The following is a 17,829-nucleotide window of genomic DNA, read 5'->3' on the forward strand; positions in this document are numbered from 1 at the left end:
GATGATGATCTATTTAAAGCCTAATACAGTGAGTAACATATCGATCAGTTTGATCGCCGCAAAAGGCATCAGCAAACCACCCAGACCATATATCCATAGATTACGTCTCAGAAGTGACAGAGCATTCATCGGACGATAACTGATGCCTTTCAGAGCGAGTGGCAGTAAAAAAATAATGATAAGCGCATTGAAAATAACTGCTGACAGCACTGCTGATTGCGGTGAATGGAGGTGCATGATATTCAGCGCATTAAGTTGCGGATAAGTGACAGCGAATGCAGCCGGAATAATGGCGAAATACTTAGCAATGTCATTGGCAATACTAAATGTGGTTAAAGAGCCTCTGGTCATCAGCATTTGCTTACCAATACGTACCACTTCAATTAATTTCGTGGGATTGGAATCCAGATCCACCATATTACCGGCCTCTTTTGCGGCCTGAGTTCCTGAATTCATGGCAACGGCCACATCAGCCTGAGCCAGTGCTGGGGCATCGTTTGTTCCATCGCCGGTCATGGCAACCAGACGCCCTTCAGATTGATACTGGCGAATCAAAGTCAGTTTTGCTTCCGGTGTCGCTTCCGCCAGAAAATCATCGACACCGGCTTCAGCCGCAATGGCCGCGGCTGTCAGGTGGTTATCACCGGTGATCATCACCGTTTTGATCCCCATCCTGCGCATTTCACTGAAACGCTCCTTAATTCCGCCTTTAATAATATCTTTCAGGGCAACGACACCCAAAACCCGCTGATTTTCAGCGACAACCAGCGGTGTTCCCCCTTTGCTGGCAACCTGTTGCACCAACAGATTAATGGCTTCAGGGAATTGACTGCGGTTGGCTTCAATATGGCGTCGGATGGCATCAACAGCACCTTTGCGGATCAGGCGATCGTTGATGTTGACTCCGCTCATGCGGGTCATGGCAGAAAAAGGAACAAATGTAGCATTTAATGTCCGCAGATCACGCTCACGCATATTGAAGCGCTGTTTTGCCAGAATGACGATACTGCGACCTTCCGGTGTTTCATCTGCCAGAGAAGAAAGCTGTGCAGCATCAGCTAACTGCCGTTCTGTAACGCCGGGAGCGGGCAGAAACTGAGAGGCCTGACGATTTCCCAAAGTAATTGTTCCGGTTTTATCCAGTAACAGCACATCGACATCCCCTGCGGCTTCAATGGCACGTCCGCTGGTGGCAATGACATTGGCTTCCAGCATGCGGCTCATTCCTGCAACACCAATAGCAGAAAGCAGCCCGCCAATAGTAGTGGGGATTAAACACACTAAAAGTGCAATCAGAACGGTAACTGTGATAGGTGCACCAGTGTGGTTGGCTTCAATACTGAATAGGGAAAAGGGGAGTAAGCTGGCACAGGTTAGCAGGAAAATGATGGTGAGCGCGGTAAGTAAAATGGTCAGGGCTATTTCATTCGGGGTTTTCCGCCGCTTGGCTCCTTCAACCATTGAGATCATCCGGTCGAGGAAGGTTTCTCCCGGATTGACGGAACACTCTACGATTAACCAGTCTGACAGTACTTGGGTTCCTCCCGTCACGGAAGAAAAATCACCGCCGGATTCCCGTATCACTGGTGCTGACTCGCCGGTAATGGCGCTTTCGTTAACAGATGCACCACCTTCAAGGACTTCACCATCGCAGGGGATAATTTCACCCGCTTCTATCAGTACAATATCGCCTTTGCGTAAACAATCGGAAGTGACTTTTTCTTTTGCCGCATCGCGGCTGGGGGATGAAAGCCTGATTGCCCACGTTGTTTTTTTGACTCCTTTCAGACTGGAGGCCTGAGCCTGACTGCGTCCTTCTGCCAGCGCTTCTGCAAAATTGGCAAACAATACAGTGAACCATAACCATAAAGCAATGGAGCCGGTAAAGAGGGCATCACCAGTCGTTTGTCCGGTCAGAATACTGAGCCATAATAAAGTAGCCAGACAGCTACCGAGGTAAACGACAAACATAACCGGATTATGCCATTGGACGGCAGGATGACATTTTTTTACTGAATCGATAATTGCCTGACGAACTAATCCGGATTCAAATAATGCCTGCTTTTTATTTCTCATCACTTATCTCACAATTTATTTCACAACTTCACTTATTGTGATAGTTGCCAAAGCTGTAAATGCTCTGCAATAGGACCAAGAGCCAGTGCGGGTATGAAAGTGAGTGCTCCAATCAATAAGATGACTAAAATCAATAAGCCAATGAATAATGTGGTGTGAGTGGGTAGGGTACCGTTGCTGATAGGCTGCCGTTTTTTACTGCTCATTGATCCGGCGATGGATAGGACAGGCAGAATGATGCCAAATCGCCCGAGGAGCATGATGGAACCTAAAAGCAGATTGTAAAATACACTGTTGGCTGCCAGACCGGCAAAAGCACTGCCATTGTTATTAGCCGCAGATGTAACAGCATAGAGTATTTCGGTGAAACCATGTGCCCCTGGGTTTGCTACAGCACTTCTTCCTGCCTCGAATGAAACGGACAGTGCGGTTCCCAGTAGAATAAGGGAAGGAGTGACCAGAATCGCCAACGCGACCATTTTCATCTCATGAACATCAATTTTTTTGCCCAGATATTCAGGGGCACGGCCAATCATCAGGCCGGCAATAAAGACAGCCAGCAGGACAAATAACAATATGCCATAAATCCCGGCACCTACACCGCCAAAGACGACTTCGCCGATTTGCATGAGCCAGAGCGGTATCATGCCTCCCAATGCTGTAAAGGAATCATGCATTGAATTAACCGCTCCGCAGGAGGCTGAAGTGGTGACTACGCCATAAAGGGAAGAGGCAAGAATACCAAAACGGGATTCCTTTCCTTCCATATTAATATTGCTGTTAATGCCGGATGGCATGAAATGGGGATTTCCCATAGTTTCAGCGCACATCACGATGGCGACAGAAATCACAAAGATAATCCCCATAGCCCATAACAGGGAGTACCCTTGCCGATTGTCTCCAACAACCAGACCAAAGGCGAAGCACAACGCACTGGGGATCAAGAAGATGGAAATCATCTGTACGAAATTACTGATCGTATTAGGATTTTCAAAAGGATGAGCTGAGTTCGCGCCAAATATACCACCTCCATTTGTTCCTAATACTTTGATGGCTTCTTGAGAGGCGACCGGTCCCATCGGAAGTAATTGCTGATGGCCTTCAAGGGTATGAACAGAAATATATGGAGAGAAGTTTTGGATCACCCCCTGACTGGCAAGGATCAACGCGATAATGATCGCTAAAGGAAGCAGCAGATAGAGTGTAATGCGGGTGATATCAATCCAGGCATTTCCCAGTGTTTTCACACCTTGTCGGGAAAACGCCCGTATCAGTGCAAAAGCGATAGCAATACCTGTTGCAGCAGACAGGAAATTTTGAACGGTTAACCCAGCCATCTGGCTCAGGTAACTGAGGGTATTTTCGCCACTGTAGGCCTGCCAGTTCGTGTTGGTGATAAAGCTGATTGCTGTATTGAGAGCTAAATCCCATTTCATACCAGCAAAATGCTGGGGATTAAGAGGCAGATATTTTTGGCTTATCAATAGGATAAATAGTAATAATAAACCTGCAAGGTTAAAGGCAATAATAGCAAATGAATATTGCCACCAGTTCATTTCTTTAACATTGTCACCCGGTTTTTTTAGGCCACAACAACGCCATAAAATCATTTCGGCATTGGTGAGCCGATGAGGTAAATCGCCCTCAATAAGATTTGCGATTAAATGTCCAAGAGGTTTACTTAATATAAATAGTAATAATAAGAAAGTAGCGACAAGTAAAAAAGCAGAGGTTTCCATCTAGAAATCCTCCGCATTCAATAATGCATAAACCAGATAGAAAAGTAATAACACTACCAGAATAGCGCCAATAATAAGTAAGTTATTCACTATTTATCTCCTTGTTACTTCTTAATAACAAACCGGATTAAAATAAAATGACTAATCAAGAAGTGATAAAAAGAGAACCTGAAAGCACAAAGTAAATATAAGTAATACTGATTAATTGGACTCTGTGAAAAGTAAGTTTAGCAAAACCTGACAGGTTAATTTTATGTTTTTAATATGTTGGTTTTGTTTCTGTTTAGATCATTTATTTGTAATAAAATTACGCTAAGATAAAAAAACAGTGATTTTAAGCAGTAAAAAAGTGGTCGGATCAGTAGTAAATTTTCATTTTATCGAGTAAAATTTATCAGGTCTTACAGTTATTGAGTTATTGCCCATTTGAGGAGGTCTCTATGTATCGTGAATATTCCCGGCATCAGGTTCTCTTGCGGCGCATTGGTGCCGTCGCATTAGGCGTTATTGCACTTCCTTTTATGCTGTTTAGTCGTGAGCGTGCCCGTTTCTACAGCTACTTACATAAAGTATGGGTAAAAACCAGTGATAAACCAGTTTGGCTGGAACGCACAGAAGTTGCTTCAGATACGCTAAACCCCTAAATTTCCCCTCTTGGCAGAGTCCTGCTCTTCGTTTTTCTGCCTGATATAGTTTTCCGGATATAGTATTCTTGCACCCTGCCTGCTTAAGCTGGCAGGGTGTTTTACTTTTATCGCTTATTGCTGCAGATGTGTTATTACTACTAACAGACAATATCACTATAGGCAAGTAAATTGGTGCGGATTCTATTGTGAAAATGCTAAATAATGGGGAGTGTGTAATGAATAATGTTGAATTAGAACATGTAATTAATACGGAATTGAATGTTCGGGAGTTTCAGGATTATGCCCCTAATGGATTACAGGTAGAAGGACGTCCCCATATTCAGCGTGTTATAACGGGAGTGACAGCCTGTCAGGCTTTGCTGGATGAAGCTGTGCGTCTGGAGGCGGATGCCATCATCGTACATCATGGGTACTTCTGGAAAAATGAATCACCTGTCATCCGTGGCATGAAACGCCGCCGTTTGCAGACTTTACTCTGTAACGATATTAACTTGTATGGCTACCATCTTCCGCTGGATGCACACCCCACTTTGGGAAACAATGTTCAGTTGGCCCGCCAGATGGGAGTGAAGATCATAGGAAACATTGACGCTTTATTACCTCATGGCGTATTTGATCAACCGATTACCCCAGCAGAATTAACTGAACGTCTTGAGCAAAGACTAGAACGTAAGGTGCTGCATTGCGGCGATAATGCACGGGAAGAGATCCGTACTATTGCATGGTGTACTGGGGGAGGCCAGAGTTTTATTGAGCAGGCTGCTGACTTTGGTGTTGATGCTTTTGTGACGGGGGAAGTATCAGAGAAGACTATCCATGTTGCCCGTGAAATGGGGATGCATTTTTACTCAGCAGGGCACCATGCAACTGAGCGCTATGGCATTAAAACACTCGGTGAATGGTTAGCTAATCATCATGGGCTGGATGTTACTTTTGTTGATATTCCTAATCCGGCTTGATGTATTACAATGAAACACAATTGATATATAAGTTATAGCTTATATAATGCTATTATAAGTCATAGCTTATGAGGTTATCGTGTGGATTGTAATTTTGACTCCTCGCTTTGAAGAGTGGCTTGATGAACAAGATATCAGTATACAGAAGAAGATATTAGCAGACCTGAGTGTGTTAGAAGTCTTTGGTCCTCAACTGGGCCGTCCCGCAGTTGATTCTTTATATGGTTCAAAATTCAATAATATGAAAGAACTAAGGATTCAATGTAAAGGAAGGCCATTCAGAGCGCTTTTTGCATTTGATCCGCTAAGACAGGCAATTGTCTTATGTGCGGGTAATAAAGCTTTAAATGATAAGCGCTTTTACAAAGAAATGATCCCAATTGCTGATGCTGAATATGAAGCACATTTGGCGAATTTGGAGGACAAACAGTGAAAACTCTCAAAGAAAAAATTCAGGAATTTTCAGTAGAAGATCGTGAAGATATAGAACAAATGGCTGATGAGCAGATTTTAGAAACCGGCTTACAGCTATTAAGAGAAGAGTTAAATATTTCTCAACAAAAGCTGGCTGATAGTTTAGGTATCAGCCAGCCAGCTATTACTCAAATAGAACAACGGGGTAATGATATAAAGTTAGTCACCCTGAAACGCTACGTTGAAGCTATGGGAGGAAAATTGAGCTTAACTGTAGAATTTCCGACAGGTAATGGAAAAATTTTTCATATATAGCCGCTGATGGAATATTTCTCTCGGTGCTATTAACTTCAAAACTTACTATCCCTGCTTGGTATAATAAGGCCTGGCAGGGATAAAAGAACAGTGGCTAATCCACAATAAGCCAGTGTATTACCCAAAGCCTGACTCCAGCCGGCAATTGTCAAACCTCCCGCCAAGAGCATGTAGTAAAATAACCCCAATAAAGCGCCTGCTGTGCCCAACCTGTCTGTATAGTGAGTTAACGCAGATGCGAGAAGGTTCGGGATAGAGACGCCGTAGGCGATAACTATTCCCAGCATGGGAAAAATAAACAGCCAGCTATTTTCGAGTAGATAAACAAAAACTCCACTGAACAGGGTAAGACATGCCGCAAGAAAAGTGAGTTTTTCGGTTTTCCACTTCTTTTTCAACAACAGCTTATTCAATACAGAGCCTAACATGACACCGAAAGCAAGAATCAGGCCGGTGTAGCCGAACAGTGTTGGTGATATTCCGAGTTGATCAAAACGGAAAGGTGCCAGTTGATAGTAGCTAAATAGACAAATATTAAATAAAGCGATAAGAAAAGCACTTCGCCAGATTGAAATATCTTTCAGCATCATACGGGCTGTTTCTGATAAAACGACTTTGGTAACAGTGGTAGGGCGTGTTTCAGGTAAACGAGCCATAGACCACACAGTAAGGATAACGGCCAAAATCGCCAGACCTGCAAATACCGCCTGATAATTACCAAAATGATTCAACATGGAACCGCTGATCATACCGATGGCAGGGCTGGCAGCCAGAGCAATGCCCATAATAGAGAAAACACGGGTCAGCTCTTCACCACGATAGCTATCGCGCATCATAGTCTGTGTTCCGATTGACCCCACTGCTGCACCAAAAGCAGATAACATTCTGGCAATAAGTAGTAGCCAGAAATGTGTAGTTAATAGAGCCAGCAAACAGGCACCACCATACAATAATAACCCGGTAATAATGGTGGGGCGCCTGCCAATAACATCACACAATCGGCCCCATACGACTATGCCAATAGCAAAAGCGAAAAAGTAGAGTGACAAGGTTTGAGAAGCTTGTTCCACGCTGACGGAAAATCCACGGGAAATGTTGGTTAATGCCGGGCTATAGATGGTTTCTACAATCTGAGGAAACATCATCAGAGCAATGGCTAACCAAAGTGGTGGTTGGATTTGCATAGTATTTTTCTTCTGACAGTGAATGATTTGTGAGCAGAAGGCTAACATTTTAGTGGTTGTCTATTTATGATAATAAAGACAATATATTTATATAATCAGACATTCACACTTGAGGACTATATATGGCGTGGCTGAGGCAGAGTGATCAGTTTGATCCGGATAATCTGAATGTACTCGTTGCGGGTATTGCCGCAGATATGGGACAGCATGATTCCGGATTTCACCAACATGGTATGGGGCAATTGTTGTTTACTCAGCGTGGCTGTATCAAAATCACACTAGCCAGCCAGATCTCTATTTTGCCGCCAACCCGAGTTGCGTGGATCCCACCAAAGACTCGGCATCGGGCAGAAATGCGAGGCTCCATCGGATATCGATCAATTTATCTCAATGTTTCTGAAGTACAATGTCTACCGGAGCAGTGTGCGATACTGGAAGCCACTCCCTTGTTACAGGCTGTTCTGGAACGTATCGCAATATCTCCGTTTGATACTGATTGGGAGCAGGGAAAAAACGCAAATTTACTGGCAGTATTTCTTGATGAAATTTGCGAATCACAGCGGGAGCCAACGTTATTACCATTACCTTCTGATCGCCGTTTTGCGAGTTTATCCTTTGAACAATTACCTCCTTCACTACAGGTGCTTGCAACTTACATTGGAGCCAGTGAAAAAACGATTACCCGTATATTTAAGCGTGAAACGGGAATGAATTATCAGCAATGGCGTCAGCAATGGCGATTGGTTAAAGCAATAGAATTATTGGCTCAGGGCAAAACGTTATCTTATGTTGCGCAGGAACTGGGATTTACCAGTGACAGTGCTTTTGTGACTTTTTTCCGTAAAATTATGGGAAGACCGCCACGGGAGTATATGGCGGGTTCAGAAAGGAAGACAGATAGAGATTAACAATTAATTTGTACTCTGAATTATTTAAAAATAGTTAATTTACACAATATGGTTCAGGCAGATAAACAGACTCTGAATCAAAATCGACAACAATGTCAACGCCAAGTGGCATAGTAAACATTGGGTGTGTATGGCAACAATCGAAATCAGCCAGAACAGGAACTTCTTTCCCATTCAGAACTTCTTTCAGCACATCCAGAGAGTTTCTTCCTGTTCCTTTATCATCAAATTGTTCGTGTTTTCCAAGAATAATTGCTGAAACTTTATCAAAGATCCCACATAACAGCAGATGGGAAAAAGCGCGTTCAACCAGCTCTATTCCTTTGAAACAGTCTTCAATAAGTAAAATATCACCTGTTTTAATTTCAGGCATATATTCACTTCCCCAAATCCCACAAAGCGTATTTAAATTACCACCAATTAATCTGCCTCGGAACGTTCCTTTTCCATCAAAAATCCACTTATTAGGATATGTATTTTTAGGGATTATCTGCGTTTCCCATTCGATATATTCATCAGCCCAATGTTCAGGTTGTTTATAGATAAAAGGGAGAGAATGATTATTATTTACTATTTGAGAAAAATGATTGAATGTCTCATCAACTAAAGGTGGAAATTCACCAAATGAAGCAACTAATGCAGGGCCATAAAAAGTGATTACATTGGTTTTCTGATATATTCCAAGTAAAAGTGCTGTTATGTCAGAATAACCAATAATGATTTTAGGATCTTTTCTGATGGCATCATAATCAATATATGGCAGCATTGAGTTTGAATTGTTACCTCCTATAGTAGACATAACACACCTTACTTCTGGGTCACGAAGCAGGGTATTAAACTCTTCCACTCGTTGCATAATGGTTCCTGAACGATAAAAGTCGCTTTTACCGGTGAGTATTCCGGCTTTTGTTTTATAACCTTTACTTTCTAAATAACGGACACTTCTGGCAAAACGAGTCGGAGCAAAAGCAGTTGCAGGAGATGAAGAGGAGAAAAAACCGATAGTTTCACCGATGGATAATTTTTTAGGAAGGATCATGGCGCTACCTTTTATTCGAAAAATAATGGGTACCACACAACGAATACTGTACCTTAACCGCCAGACAGGAGGCCAATACTAATGGCATTAAGGTACAGCAAAATGCACACTTTAGTGTGAAGTGTGCCAGCGAACTCGTCAGATTATTTTTTTAACTGACTGTTAAAATCCCGCTCTGCATGACCCGTATACAGTTGGCGAGGACGAGCAATCCTCATACCTTCATCATGCATTTCATTCCAGTGTGCAATCCAGCCGATTGTGCGGGCAATAGCGAAGATCACTGTAAACATGGATGACGGAATTCCCATCGCTTTCAAAATAATACCTGAGTAGAAATCGACATTCGGGTACAGTTTCTTCTCAATGAAGTAGGGGTCATTCAGGGCAATGCGTTCCAGCTCCATGGCAACTTCCAGCAGGCTATCATTCAGACCCAGTTCATCCAGTACTTCATGGCAGGTTTCACGCATTACGGTTGCGCGTGGGTCATAGTTTTTATAGACGCGATGACCAAAGCCCATCAGGCGGAAAGCGTCATTTTTATCTTTGGCCCGGGCAATAAACTCAGGAATGTGATCAACAGTCTGAATCTCTTCCAGCATGCGTAGGCAAGCTTCATTTGCTCCGCCGTGTGCTGGCCCCCATAATGATGCAATCCCCGCAGCAATACAGGCAAATGGGTTAGCACCAGAAGAACCTGCTGTACGTACTGTCGAAGTTGAAGCATTCTGCTCGTGGTCTGCATGAAGAATAAAAATGCGATCCATTGCCCGTTCCAGTACCGGATTGACCTTATATTCCTCACAGGGAGTTGAGAACATCATGTACAGGAAATTACCGGCGTAAGAGAGATCATTACGCGGATAAACAAAAGGCTGACCAACGGAATATTTGTAACACATCGCCGCTACAGTTGGCATTTTAGACATGAGACGGTATGCGGTGATTTCTCGGTGGCGGGGATTATTAACATCCAGCGCATCATGGTAGAAGGCAGCGAGAGCACCTGTAACACCACAGAGTATAGCCATAGGATGAGAATCACGACGGAAACCATGGAACAGGCGGGTAATCTGTTCGTGAATCATAGTATGACGAGTCACCGTTGTTTTGAATTTTTCATACTCCTCAGGAGTTGGTGGTTCGCCATTAAGCAGAATATAACAAACTTCCAGATAGGTTGATTTCATTGCAAGCTGATCGATGGGAAAACCACGGTGCAACAAAATGCCTTCATTGCCATCAATATAGGTGATTTTCGACTCGCAGGATGCAGTGGAAGTGAAACCGGGATCGTAGGTATAGAAGCCTTTTGAGCCGAGGGTACGAACGTCAATTACTTCAGAGCCTAGGGTTGGCGTTAGTACGTCTAGTTCGATAGCAGCTGAACCATTTATGGTCAACGTAGCCTTTTTATCAGCCATTTACATCTCCTTAGCGCTTATTTCTTATAACCCCTAACAACCTAAATAGGCGTAATCCTTACTGCGCCGACGGCATTGTGCTACCGGAGAGAATTAAAAATCAGGCTGTATATACCCTTTGTTTCTGTCGGGTATCGATTTAATGCTGAAATCTCATTTTACGGACGACAATAGTGTTCAGGTTGTTAAAAAGTTTCCGGATATCAATCTAAAGTATTTCTAACATAAAATGTTACCATTTTGTGTCGTAACGATACTTTTACAAAGCCCACATTTTTCGTGAAGTTTACTTTTTCATCGGAAAATGACGGCAAATATTATGCACCGTCATATATGTAAGATAAATGTTTAATCTTTGTCAAACAAGATAATGGTTTTTATGATAAATGTTTGAAGCGTGATCTTACTCACTGTTCAAGCTAAATGTTAATAATCATATTGTGTGGGAATTGTAATAACAATGTGAAGTACTTATACTGCGTCAAGGTCTCCGGATTACCTGATGTAGGAGCACCCAGCGTAATCAAATCACAACGTTTGTTGAAAACAGTAAGGATTGTTAATTTAATTATGTTGTGTCTTTGTGTCCTCTTAACGCTGTCTGATTCCCACCCAGGGCCGGAGGATGGAAAATAAAAAAAGCTGTGTGGGCAAAATTGTGAAAAAACAAAGACCTGTCAACCTCGATCTGCGGACGATAAATCAACCCATCTCCGCGATAGCTTCGATCTTGCACCGTATCTCAGGCGTCATCACCTTTATAGCAGTCGGCATTCTGCTGTGGTTGTTGGGTATGTCACTGTCTTCGCAAGAGGGCTTCCAGCATGCATCTGAAATCATGACTGGCTTTTTCGCCAAATTTATCCTGTGGGGGATATTGACGGCGCTGGGTTACCACATTTGTGGTGGGATCCGCCATGTTTTGATGGACTTTGGTCTCTTGGAAGAGAGTCTCGCCGCTGGTAAAGCTTCTGCTAAAGTGGCAATCGTGATCGCAGTTATTCTGTCTATTCTGGCCGGGGTATTAGTATGGTAAGCAACGCATCCGCATTGGGGCGCACGGGTATTCAGGACTGGCTGTTGTTACGTGCATCTGCAATCGTTATTGTTTTATATGTTCTTTATCTAGTTGGTTTTGTAGCAACAACGTCAGACATCACCTATGAAGTCTGGAGCGGTTTTTTCTCCTTCTCTCTCACAAAAGTGTTCACCGTATTGGCTCTGCTTTCCATTTTAGTCCACGCATGGATTGGGATGTGGCAGGTGCTGACGGATTATGTAAAGCCACTGGCACTGCGTCTGGTATTGCAACTGGTCATTATTGTTGCGCTGTTGGCTTATTTGATTTACGGAACAATTGTGGTGTGGGGTGTATAAATGAAACTGCCGGTAAGAGAGTTTGACGCTGTTGTTATTGGTGCTGGTGGCGCAGGTATGCGTGCTGCACTGCAAATTTCACAAATGGGCCTGTCCTGCGCCCTGATTTCTAAAGTTTTCCCTACCCGATCCCATACAGTTTCTGCTCAGGGTGGTATTACAGTTGCTCTGGGTAACACTCATGAAGATAACTGGGAATGGCATATGTATGACACGGTAAAAGGTTCCGATTATATCGGTGACCAGGATGCCATAGAATACATGTGTAAAACCGGTCCTGAAGCCATTCTCGAATTGGAACACATGGGGCTACCATTCTCTCGTCTGGATAATGGCAGTATTTATCAGCGTCCATTTGGCGGTCAATCCAAGAATTTTGGTGGTGAACAGGCTGCCCGTACTGCGGCTGCGGCTGACCGTACCGGTCACGCATTACTTCACACCCTGTACCAACAGAACCTGAAGAACCACACGACTATTTTCTCTGAGTGGTATTCTCTGGATTTAGTCAAAAATCAGGACGGTGCCATTGTTGGCTGTACAGCTATCTGTATCGAGACAGGTGAAGTTGTCTATTTCAAAGCTAAGGCAACTATTCTGGCGACAGGTGGTGCTGGTCGTATTTTCCAATCCACAACAAATGCACATATCAATACAGGTGATGGTGTTGGTATGGCTCTGCGTGCCGGTGTTCCGGTGCAGGATATGGAAATGTGGCAATTCCACCCGACAGGTATTGCAGGCGCGGGTGTATTGGTCACAGAAGGCTGCCGTGGTGAAGGTGGTTATCTGCTGAACAAAGATGGCGAGCGCTTTATGGAGCGTTACGCACCAAATGCTAAAGATCTGGCTGGCCGTGATGTCGTTGCCCGATCTATGATGATCGAAATTCGTGAAGGTCGTGGTTGTGAAGGCCCATGGGGACCTCACGTGAAACTGAAACTGGATCATCTGGGTAAAGATGTTCTGGAATCCCGCCTGCCGGGTATCCTTGAGCTGTCCCGTACCTTTGCTCATGTAGATCCTGTAAAAGAACCGATTCCGGTGATCCCAACCTGTCACTATATGATGGGTGGTATTCCAACCAAGATTACCGGTCAGGCACTGACTATTAATGAGAAAGGCGAAGATGTTGTCATTCCGGGTCTGTTTGCCGTGGGTGAAATTGCCTGTGTATCCGTGCATGGTGCAAACCGTCTGGGGGGTAACTCCTTGCTTGATTTAGTGGTCTTTGGTCGTTCTGCTGGTCTGCATCTGAAAGAGTGTCTGATGGAGCAGGGAACCAGCCGTGATGCCAGTGAGTCTGATGTTGATGTAGCACTGCAACGTCTGAACCGTTGGAATAATACCCGTTCAGGCGAAGATCCGGTTGAGATTCGTAAAGCATTACAAGCCTGTATGCAGCACAACTTCTCTGTATTCCGTGAAGGGGATGCAATGGCGAGAGGGCTGGACGAACTGAAAGTCATCCGTGAACGTCTGCATAATGCTCGTCTGGATGATACATCATCAGAATTCAATACTCAGCGTATCGAATGTCTGGAGCTGGATAACCTGATGGAAACAGCTTATTCGACTGCTGTTGCTGCGAACTATCGTACAGAAAGTCGTGGGGCACACAGCCGTTTCGATTATCCAGAGCGTGACGATGCAAATTGGCTGTGCCATAGCTTGTATTTACCGCAGACTGAGAGCATGACCCGTCGTGAAGTTAACATGCAGCCAAAACTGCGTGAAGCCTTCCCGCCGAAAGTGCGTTCTTACTAATTGCGTTGCCGATGTTCCAGTTGCGGAGAAATAGATTATGAAACTTGAATTCTCAATTTATCGTTATAATCCGGATGTAGACAACGCACCCCGTATGCAGGATTACACGCTGGAAGCGGAAGAAGGGCGTGACATGATGCTGCTGGATGCCCTCATCCAGTTGAAGGAGCAGGATCCAACCTTGTCATTCCGTCGTTCATGCCGTGAGGGTGTATGTGGTTCCGACGGTTTGAACATGAACGGTAAAAATGGGCTGGCCTGTATTACATCCATTTCAGCCTTGCGCCGTGGAAACAAAAAGATTGTTATCCGTCCTCTGCCGGGTTTGCCGGTTGTCCGTGATTTGGTCGTTGATATGGGCCAATTTTATGCGCAATATGAGAAAATCCGTCCTTATTTAATTAATGACGGTAAAAACCCTCCTGCGCGTGAACACCTGCAATCACCAGAGCAGCGTGAAAAACTGGATGGCCTTTATGAATGTATCTTGTGTGCCTGCTGTTCGACGTCTTGTCCGTCATTCTGGTGGAATCCGGATAAATTTATTGGGCCAGCGGGTCTGTTAGCGGCATATCGTTTCCTGATTGATAGCCGGGATACTGAAACTTCATCCCGACTTGATGGTCTGAATGATGCATTCAGTGTGTTCCGTTGTCATGGAATTATGAACTGCGTCAATGTATGTCCTAAGGGTCTGAATCCAACAAAAGCGATTGGTCATATTAAGTCTATGTTGTTAAGACACAGTGCTTAATTAAATATTACTGATAGGTCGATATATATATCTAATGGATTTCAGGCTGCATCGCGGTTAACAAAGAAGCGGCTTGAAAGACAAAAGATATAGTGCATAAATAACACATAAATTGTGTGCAAATAATGCATATAAGGTTGCCCTCCACATTTTTGAAATAAATATCAATCTGGTGGAGGGCATAAAGAATGAAAGATGATAAATTGCCTGCTGCTAATGACGGCGCATGTTTCAGTAAAATAAGGAACCTTTAAAAACTGACTTCAGTTTTTAAAGGTTCCTTGAAGGGTAGGATAACCCAAATAAAGAACATGCATTAAGCACGTCCAAATGAACCTTTTATCAACACCGCTTAATAAAGCGGAATTTGTTAACCACGGCGAAAACTAAAGCTTTTAAAGCTTAAGGGATCACAATGCAGAACGGTGCAATGAAGGACTGGCTGGATTCAAGCTTTCTGGCTGGTGCAAACCAGTCTTACATAGAGCAAATCTATGAAGACTATATAACCGATCCTAATTCTGTTGATGCAGGTTGGAGAGAAATATTCCAACAATTACCGGATGCGGGACTTCACGGGGAACAACTTCACTCACAGACACGTGATTACTTCCGTCGTCTGGCAAAGGATGCCACTCGTTACCACACTTCAGTCAGCGATCCAGCAATGGATGCAAAACAAGTTAAGGTTTTGCAGCTAATCAACGCATTCCGCTTCCGCGGTCATCAAAATGCGAACCTTGATCCATTGGGATTATGGAAACAGGAACCTGTACCAGATCTCGATCCTGCTTTCCATAATTTAACCAAAGCAGATTTTGAAGAAACATTTAACGTAGGCTCATTTGCTATCGGCAAAGAGACGATGAAACTGGCTGATTTATATGACGCCCTGAAGCGCATTTATTGTGGTTCTATTGGTGCGGAATATATGCATATCACCAATACAGAGGAAAAGCGCTGGCTCCAACAGCGTCTGGAATCTGTGGCAGTGGGTTCACAGTTCAGTACGGAAGAAAAACGTCGTTTTCTGGCGGAGTTGACGGCAGCAGAAGGTTTGGAACGCTATTTAGGTGCTAAGTTCCCGGGGGCGAAACGTTTCTCCCTTGAAGGCGGTGATGCGCTGATTCCAATGCTAAAAGAACTTATCCGTCACGCAGGTAAACAAGATACTCGTGAAGTTGTACTGGGAATGGCTCACCGTGGGCGCCTCAACGTTCTGGTCAACTTATTCGGTAAAAAACCAGCGGATCTGTTTGACGAATTTGCTGGTAAGCATAAAGAGCATCTTGGCACGGGTGACGTGAAATACCATCAGGGTTTTTCTTCTGATTTCGAAACTGATGGTGGACCAGTGCATCTGGCGCTGGCATTTAACCCATCTCACCTTGAAATTGTCAGCCCTGTTGTTATTGGTTCTGTCCGTGCTCGCCGTGACCGCCTCGATGAAGGCCGCAGTAACATGGTTCTGCCAGTGACCATTCATGGTGACTCAGCAGTAACAGGGCAGGGGATTGTTCAGGAAACACTGAACATGTCTCAGGCGCGCGGCTATGAAGTTGGTGGCACAATTCGAATTGTGGTTAACAACCAGATTGGTTTCACAACTTCTAATCCTAAAGATACCCGTTCAACCGAATATTGTACTGATATTGCGAAGATGGTTCAGGCACCTATCTTCCATGTTAATGCAGATGATCCGGAAGCCGTTACTTTTGTGACTCGTCTGGCTCTGGATTTCCGTAATACGTTTAAACGTGACGTGATGATTGATTTGGTTTGTTACCGTCGTCACGGGCATAACGAAGCTGATGAGCCAAGCGCAACTCAGCCTTTGATGTATCAGAAAATCAAGAAACATCCAACACCACGCAAGATCTACGCAGATAAACTTATCGCAGAAAATCTGCTGTCACCTAATGATGTCACTGAAATGGCCAACTTATATCGTGACGCATTAGATCACGGTGATTGTGTCGTGGATGAGTGGCGTCCAATGGGCCTGCATTCCTTCACATGGGAACCTTATCTGAACCATGAATGGGATGCAGAGTATCCACATCAGGTGGATATGAAGCGCTTGCAAGATCTTGGCAAACGTATCAGCGCCATTCCGGCTGAAGTCGCAATGCATTCCCGCGTTGCAAAAATCTACGCTGACCGTGCAGAAATGGCTAATGGAAACAAATTATTTGACTGGGGCGCGGCAGAAACACTGGCGTATGCAACTCTGGTTGATGAAGGTGTTCCGGTACGTCTGTCCGGTGAAGATGCTGGTCGTGGTACATTCTTCCACCGCCATGCGGTTATCCATAATCAGACTGATGCCTCTGTTTATGTGCCTCTGGCAAATGTTCACAATGGTCAGGGTGAATTCAACGTATGGGATTCCGTGCTGTCTGAAGAAGCAGTATTGGCGTTTGAATACGGTTATGCAACAACAGAGCCACGCACGCTGACCATCTGGGAAGCTCAGTTTGGTGATTTTGCTAACGTAGCACAGGTAGTTATTGACCAGTTCATCAGCTCTGGCGAGCAGAAATGGGGCCGTATGTGTGGTCTGGTTATGTTGCTTCCACATGGATATGAAGGGCAAGGCCCAGAGCACTCATCTGCACGTCTGGAACGTTATCTGCAATTATGTGCAGAACAGAACATGCAGGTCTGTGTGCCATCAACTCCGGCTCAGGTTTATCATATGCTGCGCCGTCAGGCTCTGCGTGGTATGCGTCGTCCTCTGATCGTTATGTCACCTAAGTCACTGCTGCGCCATCCATTGGCAGTATCCAGTCTGGATGAACTGGCTGACGGTAAGTTTGAGACAGTGATTGGCGAAGTTGACGCTTTAGATCCGAAAGGTGTGAAACGCGTTGTACTTTGCTCCGGTAAAGTCTATTACGATCTGCTGGAACAGCGTCGTAAGAATGAACAGAGTGATGTTGCTATTGTTCGTATTGAGCAGCTATATCCATTCCCTCGTCAAGATTTGCAGAATCTGTTTGAGCAGTATGCTCATGTTCATGATTTCGTTTGGTGTCAGGAAGAACCCCTGAACCAAGGGGCTTGGTATTGTAGTCAACATAATTTCCGTGAAGCGATCCCATTTGGGGCTTCTTTACGTTATGCAGGGCGTCCGGCTTCTGCTTCCCCGGCTGTGGGCTATACGTCCGTTCACCAGACGCAACAGCAAGCTCTGGTTAATGACGCACTGAACGTTGAATAA

Annotated in this window: 16 protein-coding genes; 10 read left to right on the plus strand and 6 right to left on the minus strand. The window is 44.4% G+C overall.

Annotation, left to right across the window (positions count from 1 at the left end; all coding sequences use genetic code 11):
* Positions 1-9: 9 nt before the first annotated feature.
* From kdpB to kdpF, 3 genes are read right to left on the minus strand one after another with little or no spacing between them, the layout of a single operon-like run.
* Positions 10-2,076, minus strand: a complete 2,067-nt coding sequence (gene kdpB, locus Xsto_RS07245) for a potassium-transporting ATPase subunit KdpB (protein WP_099124628.1) — start codon at positions 2,074-2,076, stop codon at positions 10-12.
* Between the two features lie 32 nt (positions 2,077-2,108).
* Entirely contained in the window at positions 2,109-3,815 is a 1,707-nt protein-coding gene (kdpA, locus tag Xsto_RS07250) for a potassium-transporting ATPase subunit KdpA (protein WP_099124630.1), read from the minus strand.
* On the minus strand, positions 3,816-3,905 hold the full coding sequence (gene kdpF, locus Xsto_RS07255; RefSeq protein WP_099109093.1) for a K(+)-transporting ATPase subunit F: 90 nt from the start codon (positions 3,903-3,905) through the stop codon (positions 3,816-3,818).
* 350 nt (positions 3,906-4,255) lie between these two features.
* Here kdpF and Xsto_RS07260 point away from each other — a divergent pair, with 350 nt between their 5' ends.
* The 4 genes from Xsto_RS07260 to Xsto_RS07275 all read left to right on the plus strand — a co-directional run bounded on the left by Xsto_RS07260 (position 4,256) and on the right by Xsto_RS07275 (position 6,150).
* Positions 4,256-4,459, plus strand: coding sequence for a YbfA family protein (locus Xsto_RS07260; protein WP_099109094.1), 204 nt, complete (start codon positions 4,256-4,258; stop codon positions 4,457-4,459).
* A gap of 218 nt (positions 4,460-4,677) precedes the next feature.
* A complete protein-coding gene (locus Xsto_RS07265; RefSeq protein WP_099109095.1) occupies positions 4,678-5,421 on the plus strand; it encodes a type 2 GTP cyclohydrolase I in 744 nt (247 codons plus the stop codon).
* An 85-nt stretch (positions 5,422-5,506) separates the two neighbouring features.
* Positions 5,507-5,854, plus strand: coding sequence for a type II toxin-antitoxin system RelE/ParE family toxin (locus tag Xsto_RS07270; RefSeq protein ID WP_425303992.1), 348 nt, complete (start codon positions 5,507-5,509; stop codon positions 5,852-5,854).
* Positions 5,851-6,150 (plus strand): helix-turn-helix domain-containing protein, encoded by a 300-nt coding sequence (locus Xsto_RS07275; protein WP_099124631.1) that lies wholly within the window; start codon positions 5,851-5,853, stop codon positions 6,148-6,150. Before Xsto_RS07270 ends, Xsto_RS07275 begins: the two co-directional genes overlap by 4 nt.
* Positions 6,151-6,185: 35 nt before the next feature.
* Here Xsto_RS07275 and Xsto_RS07280 read toward each other — a convergent pair whose 3' ends face one another.
* Positions 6,186-7,334 (minus strand): multidrug effflux MFS transporter, encoded by a 1,149-nt coding sequence (locus tag Xsto_RS07280; RefSeq protein ID WP_099124633.1) that lies wholly within the window; start codon positions 7,332-7,334, stop codon positions 6,186-6,188.
* Positions 7,335-7,456: 122 nt separating this feature from the next.
* On the opposite strand from Xsto_RS07280, the gene Xsto_RS07285 reads away from it, so the two are divergent.
* On the plus strand, positions 7,457-8,242 hold the full coding sequence (locus Xsto_RS07285) for an AraC family transcriptional regulator (protein ID WP_099124635.1): 786 nt from the start codon (positions 7,457-7,459) through the stop codon (positions 8,240-8,242).
* Between the two features lie 34 nt (positions 8,243-8,276).
* Here Xsto_RS07285 and Xsto_RS07290 read toward each other — a convergent pair whose 3' ends face one another.
* Together Xsto_RS07290 and Xsto_RS07295 are read right to left on the minus strand one after the other, a co-directional pair.
* Positions 8,277-9,281, minus strand: coding sequence for a S66 family peptidase (locus Xsto_RS07290; protein ID WP_099124636.1), 1,005 nt, complete (start codon positions 9,279-9,281; stop codon positions 8,277-8,279).
* 143 nt (positions 9,282-9,424) lie between these two features.
* On the minus strand, positions 9,425-10,708 hold the full coding sequence (locus tag Xsto_RS07295; RefSeq protein ID WP_099109099.1) for a citrate synthase: 1,284 nt from the start codon (positions 10,706-10,708) through the stop codon (positions 9,425-9,427).
* 646 nt (positions 10,709-11,354) lie between these two features.
* Here Xsto_RS07295 and sdhC point away from each other — a divergent pair.
* The 5 genes from sdhC to sucA all read left to right on the plus strand — a co-directional run bounded on the left by sdhC (position 11,355) and on the right by sucA (position 17,829).
* A complete protein-coding gene (gene sdhC / locus Xsto_RS07300; protein ID WP_099124690.1) occupies positions 11,355-11,744 on the plus strand; it encodes a succinate dehydrogenase cytochrome b556 subunit in 390 nt (129 codons plus the stop codon).
* The gene (gene sdhD / locus Xsto_RS07305; protein WP_099109100.1) at positions 11,738-12,085 is read left to right on the plus strand and encodes a succinate dehydrogenase membrane anchor subunit; all 348 of its coding nucleotides are present in this window, start codon (positions 11,738-11,740) and stop codon (positions 12,083-12,085) included. The genes sdhC and sdhD overlap by 7 nt, the downstream gene beginning before the upstream one ends.
* The gene (gene sdhA / locus Xsto_RS07310; RefSeq protein ID WP_099109101.1) at positions 12,086-13,852 is read left to right on the plus strand and encodes a succinate dehydrogenase flavoprotein subunit; all 1,767 of its coding nucleotides are present in this window, start codon (positions 12,086-12,088) and stop codon (positions 13,850-13,852) included.
* 37 nt (positions 13,853-13,889) lie between these two features.
* Positions 13,890-14,606: a succinate dehydrogenase iron-sulfur subunit gene (locus Xsto_RS07315; protein ID WP_099109102.1), complete on the plus strand. Its 717-nt coding sequence runs from the start codon at positions 13,890-13,892 to the stop codon at positions 14,604-14,606.
* Between the two features lie 415 nt (positions 14,607-15,021).
* Positions 15,022-17,829, plus strand: a complete 2,808-nt coding sequence (gene sucA, locus Xsto_RS07320; RefSeq protein ID WP_099124637.1) for a 2-oxoglutarate dehydrogenase E1 component — start codon at positions 15,022-15,024, stop codon at positions 17,827-17,829.

It is taken from the genome of Xenorhabdus stockiae, assembly GCF_002632825.1.
GTDB classification, from domain to species: Bacteria; Pseudomonadota; Gammaproteobacteria; order Enterobacterales; family Enterobacteriaceae; genus Xenorhabdus; species Xenorhabdus stockiae.